Origin of the sequence: Neobacillus drentensis (assembly GCF_036966985.1) — a bacterium.
GTDB classification, from domain to species: Bacteria; Bacillota; Bacilli; order Bacillales; family Cytobacillaceae; genus Neobacillus; species Neobacillus drentensis_E.
On the sequence record NZ_JBALSN010000262.1, the window covers coordinates 1 to 10,557 of the forward strand.

Here is a 10,557-nt window from a genome sequence, read left to right on the forward strand (position 1 = left end):
TAGTAATATGAAATTAATTGTATACACAATGAAATGCTAATAATTTTGAGACAGAAAAGGTGTGTGATTAGGTCGCGCATTACCTTGGTGTAACGCCTACATCTTTTCTGCCAAATTTCAGGGGATAAGGTGGGTTAAAATGAACAACGGGGAAACAAAAACAGACGTCATTTTAATTGGTGCCGGAATCATGAGTGCGACTATTGGGACACTCTTGAAAGAATTAGTACCAGAATGGGAAATTACTGTGTATGAAAAACTCGAAAACGCAGGCGAGGAAAGCTCTAACGAATGGAATAATGCAGGAACTGGTCATGCGGCACTTTGTGAACTTAATTACACAGTTGAAAAACCAGATGGATCTTTAGATATTAGTAAAGCGATAAAAATTAATGAACAGTTTCAGGTTTCCATGCAATTTTGGTCTTATTTAGTAAAAAGCAAGCTGATCGATAATCCACAGGACTTTATCAAACGCTTGCCGCATATGAGTTTAGTACAAGGGGAAGAAAATCTAGCTTTTTTAAAGAAACGATTTGAAGCGCTGTCAAAAAATCCTTTATTCCAAGGAATGGAATTCTCTGATGATCATGAAAAACTGATCGAATGGATTCCGCTAATCATGGAAGGCCGTACATTGAATGAACCGATAGCGGCAACCAAAATTGACTCTGGAACAGATGTCAACTTTGGTGCATTAACACGCATGTTGTTTGAACACTTAGAGAATAAAAATGTCCAGATAAACTATAATCATAATGTTAACGGTATCAAACGTACTAACGACGGACTATGGGAATTGAAAGTTCAGAATCAATTTAGTGGTACAGTCAAACGCCATACGGCAAAATTCGTCTTTATCGGAGGCGGCGGAGGAAGCCTGCATTTACTGCAAAAATCGGGTATTCCTGAGGGAAAACATGTCGGAGGATTCCCAGTAAGCGGGCTATTCATGGTATGTAACAATCCAGAAGTTGTAGAACAGCATCATGCAAAAGTATACGGCAAAGCTAAAGTTGGTGCTCCGCCAATGTCTGTTCCTCATCTTGACACGAGATTTATCGATAATAAAAAATCACTGCTTTTTGGACCATTTGCCGGTTTCACACCAAAGTTCTTAAAAACCGGTTCAAATATGGATTTAATCACTTCTGTCAAACCGAATAATGTTTTGACGATGTTGTCTGCAGGCGCAAAAGAGATGTCACTAACAAAATACTTGATTCAACAAGTAATGCTAACGAAAGAACAGCGTATGGAAGAGTTACGAGAGTTTATCCCGAATGCTAAAACAGAGGATTGGGATATAGTAGTAGCGGGCCAACGTGTACAAGTTATCAAAGATACGGAAGCAGGAGGAAAAGGAACACTGCAATTTGGTACGGAAGTGATTACTGCCGCTGATGGCTCGATTGCTGCGTTACTGGGTGCTTCTCCTGGCGCCTCCACTGCTGTTCATGTAATGCTTGAGGTGATCAAAAAATGCTTCCCTCAACATATCAAAGAGTGGGAAGCAAAAATCAAAGAAATGATACCTTCATATGGCAAGTCACTAATGGAAAACCCAGCGCTTTTGCGTGAAATTCATACTTCAACAGAGCAGACACTTGGACTAAGTGAAAAAGAGCTTGCATTTAGTTAATTCTTAGGAAGCAGAAATCAGTTTATAGAATTAGAAAAAACGCCGATTGGCGTTTTTTTTTTTAGGTTGCTGTTTCCTTTCCAAAAAATATTAATTTTAAAAACTTTATCCATGAGTGCATCGTCTATTATTTAAGGAAGGAGGAATAGACGTGGAAGAACTAACATTGGGAGTATTAGAAACAGAAGATAAAGAATTACTTATTGATGAAATTATGACCAGGTATGGACAGGAAGTCCTCCAGCTGGTTTTTTCATATGTAAATAATCGCGCCATCGCAGAGGACTTAACGCAGGATATATTTGTTAAGTGTTATAAAGGACTTCATACATATAGCGGCAAATCGAAGCTACGAACTTGGTTGTGGAGGATTGCTATCAATCATTGCAAGGATTTTCTGAAAAGCTGGTACAACAAAAATGTCGTCATAACAGAGGATGAACCGTTAAATAACACGACGAAAAAAGAAATGATCGAACAGGCGGTCATTCAAAGACAAGAGGATGATCGATTGATTGCTGCGATCATGCTCCTTCCTATTAAATACCGGGAAGTCATCTATCTCTTTTATTACGAGGAGTTACCCATTAAAGAAATTGCTTTAGTAACAGATGTGGGCGCTAGCACTGTGAAAACCAGGCTCAGACGAGCAAAGGAACTTCTGAAGGAACGATTGGAGGAAATATGATGGAGGATCGTTTAAAGAACTTAAAAAAGACCATGGATCAACGGGCGTTTTCTCAATTGAACTTTACGGAGAAGCATCGTAAAAATATCCTTGGAAAAATTAATCAACCAGCAGAAAATGATGAAGACATTCTGCTAGCGGTTATGCAGCTGCTTGTTCATGAAAAAACAGGCTTTGAATTAACGAAGCAGCTGCGGGGAAGAGGTATTAAAAAATTTGAAGATAATGAAGGATTTTTATACACTCTTTTACATCGACTAGAACAGTCCGGATGTATCCAATCAAACTGGACTGAAGCGGGAGCTAAGTATTATCAACTAACGGATAGAGGACGAAAAGTGCTGCGAAAAGCTGATAAAAGACAAACCAATAGCCAAGTAGTATGGAAAGAATTATTTGAGAGGTGAGGCATAAGTGAATAAAAAACAAGTCTTTTTAAATGAAGTCATCGCTCAAATCAAATCGAAGGAAGCAAAGCAATATGTTACAGATGAATTGAATTATCACGTAAAGGAAGCGAGAAACTACTGGATAGAGAAGGGGTTGAAAGAAACAGAGGCGGAGGAAAAAGCGGTAGAGCAGATGGGAAGCCCGGTTCAATTAGGGCAGCAGCTCAATAAACTCCATCGGCCAAAAGTAGATTGGATCCTGCTGGTTCTTTTAGTGACCATTTTCGGGCTTGGATTTTTACCAATGTTTTCAATCCCTATAGGAGAATATTTGTTAGCGACTAAAGTCATTATTACTTTAATCGGGAGTGCATCCGTTATAGGGATCATGCTAATGGATTATCGGAAATTAAAAAAACAAGGTTGGTTATTTTATTCCATTGGGGTATTGATTCTTCTGGTGTTAAGACTATTTTCAAACACCACGATTAATGGACTTCCGTTACTAAGGATTGGACCGTTAACGATTGAAAGCATCATGTCGCTCCCATTCTTCTTCCTTGCCTGGGCTTCCTTATTTAATCTTGAGAGGCTGAAGGTCTGGCAGTTTAGTCTATTGTTCCTTCTGCCATTCTTTTTACTTTTTACGGTACCAAGTATTTCTACTACATACATTTACACCATCATGGTCTTTTCGATGCTTTGGTGGAGCCGGTTTAGTCGGAAAATTGTTCTATCAATCTGGGGAGTATCCGTTAGTTGTTTCTTGTTCGTAAGCCTTATTTCATGGAAGTTTCTAGGCGTATATCAGAAAGATCGATTGTTGGCTTACTTAAACCCGGAAGAATATTCTGATGGACCAGGATTTATGATCTTACATGTAAAAGAATTTCTTTCAAAAGCAGGATGGTTTGGTCACTTCATGAACAAAGAATTCATTCCCGAAGCCCACACCAATCTAGTCTTTGTTAGCTTTACCTATTACTACGGCTGGCTTTTAGCCCTTGCGTTAGTCGTAATCCTTGGTCTATTTATCGCCAGAATTATGATCATCACAAGCAGGATAAAAGATCCGTACGGAAAACTTCTGCTAATCGGTGCCGTTTCTCTTTATACCGTCCAGCTAGTTACTAATATCGGAATGACACTAGGCGTTTTCCCATTAATTTCGATATCCTTGCCATTTATGAGCTATGGACTAATGCCAACACTGCTAAATGCTATTTTAATTGGGATTGTCTTAAGCGTCTATCGCCGAAAGGATTTAACCAGAATAACGGTGCTATTAAAAAAGTAATAGAAATAAAAATGAACACTGGACCAGGCTCCCGTGTTCATTTTCATATCAGAGTAATATTAGTATTGTACTTCCAAAGCACTTTTTTGAAGAGGTTCGGAAGATAGACTATAAGCTATGACCTTCTTCTTGTACTGTTTAACTACATCAATGCGATCGTTGTAACTGAAAACAAATAATCGAACATCTTTTTTACCACTTTTCGTATCAATAACCAAAGGAGTATTGCTATTTTCGGGATGTAAAAATAATTCCTCTGTCCCTGGATAGATATAATGCTGCTTCAGATAGGTAGCTTCATTAAAGTAATGAATCACTTGAAGTTTGTCTTCATCTACTAAGTTCTTTCCGTCAATAGTTATGGTGACGTCTGTTTCATTAAGTTTTGAATGAATTTCAAATTTCTTTATAAGCCATTCCACTGGCCCAGTTGGAAGACAGGTCATTAATATTTTAATCGTACTTACGATAATTATCGAAACAACAGCCCAGGTCATTTTCATCATCTCCGTTAAAGATTAATAGGTTAATAATATCCCATCCGGAAGAATTGTTAACCGTCCAATTCAACTAAAAATACACCATCCACTTTCTGTCCAAATAGTACAAATGGAAAAGGCTGCCGTTTTGGCAGCCTTGTTAGGGAGAGTAACCATTTATTTTAAGTTATACTTGATGATAAGTTTTGTTCGACCACTTTCTTCTTAACCCAAGGTTTGGAGACCCAGCGCTTTAGGGCAAAGAATCCTCGGATACATTCATCTAATCCTTGGGCAAGCCATATTCCTAATAGTCCTAAACCAAGTGTAATTCCGAAAAAGTAACTTAAGACAACGGCAATTCCCCACATAGAGATTATACCGATTACAACAGGGAAGCGGACATCGCCGACTGATTTTAAAGATCCCATGAGAACGATATTCATGGCCCGGCCCGGTTCAATAAATACAATCGCCCATAAAACTGGGAGAGCGATAGCGATTATGTCAGCATCGGTTGTAAATATAGTTAATATTGGCTTGCCAATTAAAGCAACTGCAAGTGAAACAGCCGCCGAAACAATCACGGCAATTTTTAAAGTCTTAAGGCCCCTTTTCAGGGCTTGATCATATTGTTTAGCTCCGATATAACGGGCAATCAACAATTGTGTCCCTTGGCCAATTGCAAATGTAAATAGGAAGCAAACCATGGATATATTTAAAATATACACCCGTGCAGCTAACGCCGCATCCCCGGTAAGTGCTACAAAGCTTGTAATTACCACTTGTGAAAATTGATAAGAGAGGTTTTCTCCAGCAGAAGGAATCCCAATTGATAGAAGCCCCTTAACATCCGTTTTATTAATTTTAAACAAATCTTTCATATGAAACTTTAAGGCTAGTTGTCTATAAACAAAGTAAAAAAGTGCGGCGATGATAAAAATCCGGGCAGCAACCATAGCATAGGCAACTCCTGCAACACCTGTTACAGGAAGGCCGAACCACCCTTTAATGGCAATAAAGGAACCGACCATACTAATCACATTCATGATAACCGTAACGATCATGGTTTCTTTTGTATGCCCGTAGCTACGCAAAACAGCACTTAATGCTAATGCAATAGCCTCAAGGAAAAGAGACAGCCCTATGATAGATAGGAAGGTGTAAGCAAAATCGTAAACTTCCCCGCTCAGTCCGTAAAATTTTAAAAACACACCGCCAAAAGCAACTACAACGATGGTCATCACTACACCAATCCAGAAGTTTACCCCAAAGGCAGACCTTGCAAGACGTCGTGCCCGGTCTAATCGGTTTGCTCCCAAATTTTGACCGATAAGGATGGTCGCGCCGATGGCTGTGACATTAAAGACTAAAATAAATATATTAATAATCTGATTGGCTACGCCAACTCCTGCCACTGCATTGTCTGAATATCCACTTAAAATTAACGTAGCAACAATTCCCATACCCATATGAAGCGATATTTCGATAAAAAGAGGCCACGTGATGCTATATAATGATTGGTCTTGGTACTTATTGTTTTCTACAGTCAATTTATTCTCCTTCTTTACTCACAGTATAAAATCTATTCTAACTATATTTAATCTAATTTAAAATAAAAAAGATATTCCAAAAATTTGATTGGCGATTAAAAAAAACCGTATATAAAACGGTTTTTAGTCAGAAAGATAAATATTTAATTCTGCTTTTCTTTGATCTTTTCACGGATTTCTTCCAGTTCTTTTAATGACAGTTCACCCAGAGATTTTTTAATTTCCTCTTCAATCAGTTTTTTGTTGCTTTCTCGATATCGATCCCACCATTCCCGCAGACCTTTTGTTTCGTCTAAAAGGTATTCGACATCAAGCTCTTCTAATTCATCGTCGGACAAATAATTCATTACAGCTCCTAACATGTAAGTAAGTTTCTCAACTTCATCTTCATTTTTGTGGTCACTTTTCGATACATCATTCTCTTCGGTGTCAGGCACCTCATTATTCATATTCGGTGAAGCTTTTCGTGGCATCGTTACCATTCCTTACTATATTTTACTTTTACGATATAAACTTTAGTATTACCATTAAAAATTTGATTGATGAATTTTCCTACTAACGACACAATTTTATTGAATGAAAAAATTGTAAAAAAAAGTTAAATTTATAATATAATATTATTAATACGTTAGTGAAGTAAGGAGGTATGATCATGATTTGGTTATATATTTTTACGCCAGTCGTTATTTTGGGTGCAATAGCTGTTTATTTTGACAAAAAATCTGGAGCCGCTCCTTCTGATGATAGTAGATTTGCGGAGAGGTTAGAGGAATACCCACCGGAAAATAACAATATATTTGGACCTTAAACTGGAAGCCCTGGCTCCAAAGGCAGCTTTGATGAAAGTAAAAAAAGAACCCCCTGAATTTATCCAGGGGGCGAAGTCAATCTACAAACAATGACATGAATGTAGGCTTTTTTTCATACTATATTTTGGGGGTGGAAAAATGCCAAGAGCAAATTATCGAAGTTCAGACGTGGACTTAATGGCAAGGATGATGAGAGCAGAAGCCGAGGGTGAAGGACAACAGGGAATGTTATATGTTGGAAATGTAATTGTGAATCGCCTTGTAGCAAATTGTTTAGACTTTAAAGGACTAAGGACAGTTCCGCAAGTTATTTATCAAGTGCAAGGTGGAAATTATTCCTTTGAAGCAGTTCAAAAAGGGAATGTATTTTATCAACGATCAAGAACTTCTGAAAGAAGATTAGCAAAACAAAATTTGGATTATTGGAGAGACCACCCAGGGAAGTATGCGCTTTGGTATTTTAATCCACATGCTCCATGCCCTCCAACATGGTACGGTCAACCTCAATCAGGACAATTTAAAGAACATTGTTTTTATGAACCAAAACCTGCAACATGTGATAGTGTTTATAGAGGTTAAGCTAACTCTTTGAGTAAACCCAGATTGTCGAGAAAGGTTATTTTTCTCGGCAATTTTTAATTTTGTCTGAGTCTACCCAATTGATTATTCATTAAAGATATGTGCCTGCACAGATTGGCACTAAGTCATGCCCATTTATAATATAGACGGGCTCCAATTTCCTCTCTGAGTGTAATATATAGGGTAATGTTATATTAGCCCCCCTACTCGAAAGGAAGTGTAAAAATGACTAATGCCATACCGATGACTAATGCTTTACCGATTACTGCTCCCGCAAATGTTCTTCCCCAACCTCCATTGTGTTACTCCTATGCAGCTCCTGTTTATTCAGGTTGTTTTCCTGCACATGGGTGCGGTGAATTTATACTCATAGTAGTGTTGTTTATTTTATTAATCATTGTTGGTGCAGTTTGTTTCTGTTAAAAGATGTGACTGTACTTTAATCCTCCACCACTTATTCCTCAACAACTGCCTTTAAAGGAAGTTCTTTGTGATAGTGATGCCGTTAACTGGTATCACTTTTTATAATTAATAGATAGATATAAGAGTTTTAAGTGTACATTAAAAGTTAAGTGTTTCACGAAGTATTACCATTAATTAAATTATATATTATTTCAATAATTCATCAGGAAAAATATGTTAATATTATCTTATTATCTGAATCAATTAAAGTAAACCGGTTCAATATTTAAGACGGCGTTTTTTGGGATTCAAATGAAAAAAAAGATGGTGTATTCATTTTTTGAAAGGTAATAAAATTTAACAAATTTTAACCATGCAAATACAAACAAGGGGAAAGATGGTGATTCATTTGGTTGGAGGAATTGTAGCTGCGGCTCTTTTGTTAGCAGGAGTGGTTACAGGCGTAGTGGCTCTAGCGGTAAAGGACAGACCTAAATTAGCGAAAGAAAATATTCCAGAGAATTTGGGGGTGCTTTCCCATGTTCCGGTGACACCATTACTTGAAAAATTAGATACCGCTTTAAATTCAGATTATGTTGAACAAGTGAAGTATCGTTTTCTTCAAGAGCATCCGAAGCGAACGGAAGATGAATTTGAATGGCGGTTCTTTGAATTAAAGCGTTATTTTTTACTTGCAAATATGTTAAAGCAAACGCATATGTTTAGTGAAGAAGTAGATGAAATCTGGCATACAATGTTGATGTTCACTCAAAAATATCAAACCTTTTCGGAGCAATATGCAGGGAAAATGCTCCATCACACGCCAAACACAAGTCCAACGCCTGCACCACAGGAAAGAGCTTTTTTTGATTGGGTGTTTTCACAATTGTATTCCATCACGGCGTACAGCTGGAAGTCTTGGGGTAGCTTTTTCAGATATCCAGTCGATAAAACAGTTCTAAAGGAATTCAAGGAAGCAAGTCATGAATGGTTGATGAATAGGTACTTTAAAGTTAATGAAGATAATAAAGATACGATTGAATATCTCGTCAGAAACATGAAACAGCAAGTAAGTGATGCCGAAAAAATCTATTTAGTAGATGAAAAAGGTCGATTTACGAAGCAGCGGTCCTATGGTGAAATGACTAACCTTTCACTTGTTATGGTATTTTTCTCGTATTTTTATTTTGAAGAATATTATAAGTATGCTAACTTGTATACATATGCCCATGCTGTGAAATACACGAGCGGGTGCTCCACAGCTATTTTTTGCGGGGCTGCCTCAGATGGTTCTGGTCATGGGGACGGGGGGCATGGAGGCGGCCATGACGGTGGGTCGAGCTGCTCAAGTTGTTCCAGTTGTGGCAGCGGATGTTCCACTTAGGGGTTGATTTAAGTCATTAAGTCGATTGAGAGGAGAGCAAATTGATGATAGCAACCCAATACAAGATTACATTACCAAGTGATTATGATATGAACATCATTAAAGAGAGAGTAAGAAATAATGGCCATAAAACAGACGGTTTTGATGATCTAAAATTTAAGCTATATCTGGTAACAGAAAAAGGACTCAATAACAATTTACAAAATAGCTACTGTCCATTATATCTTTGGAAAGGGAGCGATGGGCTAAATAAGTTTTTATTTAATGGATTTTACGATAATATCCTAAATTCTTTTGGATGGCAGCGAGTAAATATGGGAATTCCCCTTATTGATACAACTACATCAAAAATCAATGAACATAACTATCTATTTCAAATCACAACAAAAATACCACCACAAGAAAGTCTAAATAACTTAAAAGATAAAATCGAGAAAGATATTCCGACTATTGGTAACTCAGAATATCTCGTAATCTATAATCCTGATAAATGGGAGTACGATGTATTTTACTTTTTAAGCGATGTAAGCAACTTAAAAGAAATATGTGGAGTAATTTATACTATCCTACACATATCACAAGACGATTTTTCAAATTAGAAGTAAAAAAGAACGCTAAATTCGGCGTTCTTTTATCTTTTAGTTTTCCGAAAGAAAGTTCCTACAATCACTACGACGGCCAAAGGGATGATTAGCCATTGCCAATTGAATGAGTTACTTTCTTCTTCGTAGTATGTTTCAGTATCATCGAATGAAGATGCTGTTTCTATTTCTTCTGGCACTACCGTTTCCGTTGCTGTTTGATTTTCATCAAAACTAACCGTTTCAGAATATAAATCCTCTTCTTCTGGTATTTGTACATCCATTTCCTCTAAATCAGTAAGCGTATAAATGTTCCCTTCTTCATCCGAGTATGTAGGTTCATCGTCGTTTGCTTCGTTTATCATTAATAAGGCCGTTCCAAAAACAAGCGATTTTGATAACACACCACCAGAAAAATAACGTGTAGATTTTGGATATTTTGTTGTAAGGGCTGAATAAGATGAAGATTTCGTCGTAGTGTTTGTAGTACTGCTAGAACTCGGTTTAGGCGACGAGGTCCTCGGTGTAGACGTAGATGGTTTGGTATAGCTAGAACTTGTCCCTCTAGACCCGCCCGTTCGTGTTTTTGCTTCTGCACTGACACTACAAAATAAAAAACTCAAAACAATGATAGATAGCACACTAACCACAGTTTTGTTCATATATATTCCTCCTAAAAGTAGCCTCCTCAGATTAATTAAGCTTCTTACTTTCTTTAATAGATTAAGTAGGTAGAATAATATTAACATATTTT

13 protein-coding genes are annotated in these 10,557 nt (G+C 37.3%); 9 read left to right on the forward strand and 4 right to left on the reverse strand.

The annotated features are described in order from the left end of the window. Window positions 1-139 precede the first annotated feature (139 nt). The 4 genes from V7659_RS17620 to V7659_RS17635 all read left to right on the forward strand — a co-directional run bounded on the left by V7659_RS17620 (window position 140) and on the right by V7659_RS17635 (window position 4,016). Window positions 140-1,642, forward strand: coding sequence for a malate:quinone oxidoreductase (locus V7659_RS17620; RefSeq protein ID WP_335541105.1), 1,503 nt, complete (start codon window positions 140-142; stop codon window positions 1,640-1,642). A 151-nt stretch (window positions 1,643-1,793) separates the two neighbouring features. Next, window positions 1,794-2,330: a sigma-70 family RNA polymerase sigma factor gene (locus V7659_RS17625; protein WP_335541106.1), complete on the forward strand. Its 537-nt coding sequence runs from the start codon at window positions 1,794-1,796 to the stop codon at window positions 2,328-2,330. Further along, window positions 2,330-2,737 (forward strand): PadR family transcriptional regulator, encoded by a 408-nt coding sequence (locus V7659_RS17630; RefSeq protein ID WP_335541107.1) that lies wholly within the window; start codon window positions 2,330-2,332, stop codon window positions 2,735-2,737. The genes V7659_RS17625 and V7659_RS17630 overlap by 1 nt, the downstream gene beginning before the upstream one ends. Window positions 2,738-2,744: 7 nt before the next feature. Continuing rightward, the gene (locus tag V7659_RS17635; protein WP_335541108.1) at window positions 2,745-4,016 is read left to right on the forward strand and encodes an FtsW/RodA/SpoVE family cell cycle protein; all 1,272 of its coding nucleotides are present in this window, start codon (window positions 2,745-2,747) and stop codon (window positions 4,014-4,016) included. 59 nt (window positions 4,017-4,075) lie between these two features. On the opposite strand, the gene V7659_RS17640 is transcribed toward V7659_RS17635, so the two are convergent. The 3 genes from V7659_RS17640 to V7659_RS17650 all read right to left on the reverse strand — a co-directional run bounded on the left by V7659_RS17640 (window position 4,076) and on the right by V7659_RS17650 (window position 6,521). Continuing rightward, on the reverse strand, window positions 4,076-4,513 hold the full coding sequence (locus tag V7659_RS17640; protein WP_335541109.1) for a YfmQ family protein: 438 nt from the start codon (window positions 4,511-4,513) through the stop codon (window positions 4,076-4,078). Between the two features lie 164 nt (window positions 4,514-4,677). Further along, window positions 4,678-6,048, reverse strand: coding sequence for an MATE family efflux transporter (locus tag V7659_RS17645; protein ID WP_335541110.1), 1,371 nt, complete (start codon window positions 6,046-6,048; stop codon window positions 4,678-4,680). 143 nt (window positions 6,049-6,191) lie between these two features. After that, complete coding sequence (locus V7659_RS17650) at window positions 6,192-6,521, reverse strand: hypothetical protein (protein ID WP_335541111.1); 330 nt, start codon at window positions 6,519-6,521, stop codon at window positions 6,192-6,194. 179 nt (window positions 6,522-6,700) lie between these two features. On the opposite strand from V7659_RS17650, the gene V7659_RS17655 reads away from it, so the two are divergent. The 5 genes from V7659_RS17655 (at window position 6,701) to V7659_RS17675 (ending at window position 9,821) form a co-directional block, all read left to right on the forward strand. Further along, window positions 6,701-6,856, forward strand: a complete 156-nt coding sequence (locus V7659_RS17655) for a hypothetical protein (protein WP_335541112.1) — start codon at window positions 6,701-6,703, stop codon at window positions 6,854-6,856. Between the two features lie 139 nt (window positions 6,857-6,995). Beyond that, entirely contained in the window at window positions 6,996-7,436 is a 441-nt protein-coding gene (locus V7659_RS17660; RefSeq protein ID WP_335541113.1) for a cell wall hydrolase, read from the forward strand. Between the two features lie 225 nt (window positions 7,437-7,661). Beyond that, complete coding sequence (locus tag V7659_RS17665) at window positions 7,662-7,859, forward strand: YjcZ family sporulation protein (protein WP_335541114.1); 198 nt, start codon at window positions 7,662-7,664, stop codon at window positions 7,857-7,859. A gap of 376 nt (window positions 7,860-8,235) precedes the next feature. Continuing rightward, window positions 8,236-9,222 (forward strand): hypothetical protein, encoded by a 987-nt coding sequence (locus V7659_RS17670; protein WP_335541115.1) that lies wholly within the window; start codon window positions 8,236-8,238, stop codon window positions 9,220-9,222. Window positions 9,223-9,266: 44 nt separating this feature from the next. After that, the gene (locus V7659_RS17675; RefSeq protein ID WP_335541116.1) at window positions 9,267-9,821 is read left to right on the forward strand and encodes a DUF4865 family protein; all 555 of its coding nucleotides are present in this window, start codon (window positions 9,267-9,269) and stop codon (window positions 9,819-9,821) included. Between the two features lie 32 nt (window positions 9,822-9,853). Here V7659_RS17675 and V7659_RS17680 read toward each other — a convergent pair whose 3' ends face one another. Then, window positions 9,854-10,465: a hypothetical protein gene (locus V7659_RS17680; protein WP_335541117.1), complete on the reverse strand. Its 612-nt coding sequence runs from the start codon at window positions 10,463-10,465 to the stop codon at window positions 9,854-9,856. Window positions 10,466-10,557: the final 92 nt, after the last annotated feature.

Excerpts from the sequence above, each read along its gene's own strand:
- V7659_RS17675 (WP_335541116.1), top strand. The coding sequence starts at position 9,267 with ATGATAGCAACCCAATACAAGATTACATTACCAAGTGATTATGATATG.
- V7659_RS17680 (WP_335541117.1), bottom strand. The coding sequence starts at position 10,465 with ATGAACAAAACTGTGGTTAGTGTGCTATCTATCATTGTTTTGAGTTTT.
- V7659_RS17665 (WP_335541114.1), top strand. The coding sequence starts at position 7,662 with ATGACTAATGCCATACCGATGACTAATGCTTTACCGATTACTGCTCCC.
- V7659_RS17655 (WP_335541112.1), top strand. The coding sequence starts at position 6,701 with ATGATTTGGTTATATATTTTTACGCCAGTCGTTATTTTGGGTGCAATA.
- V7659_RS17660 (WP_335541113.1), top strand. The coding sequence starts at position 6,996 with ATGCCAAGAGCAAATTATCGAAGTTCAGACGTGGACTTAATGGCAAGG.
- V7659_RS17650 (WP_335541111.1), bottom strand. The coding sequence starts at position 6,521 with ATGCCACGAAAAGCTTCACCGAATATGAATAATGAGGTGCCTGACACC.
- V7659_RS17630 (WP_335541107.1), top strand. The coding sequence starts at position 2,330 with ATGGAGGATCGTTTAAAGAACTTAAAAAAGACCATGGATCAACGGGCG.
- V7659_RS17620 (WP_335541105.1), top strand. The coding sequence starts at position 140 with ATGAACAACGGGGAAACAAAAACAGACGTCATTTTAATTGGTGCCGGA.
- V7659_RS17670 (WP_335541115.1), top strand. The coding sequence starts at position 8,236 with ATGGTGATTCATTTGGTTGGAGGAATTGTAGCTGCGGCTCTTTTGTTA.
- V7659_RS17640 (WP_335541109.1), bottom strand. The coding sequence starts at position 4,513 with ATGACCTGGGCTGTTGTTTCGATAATTATCGTAAGTACGATTAAAATA.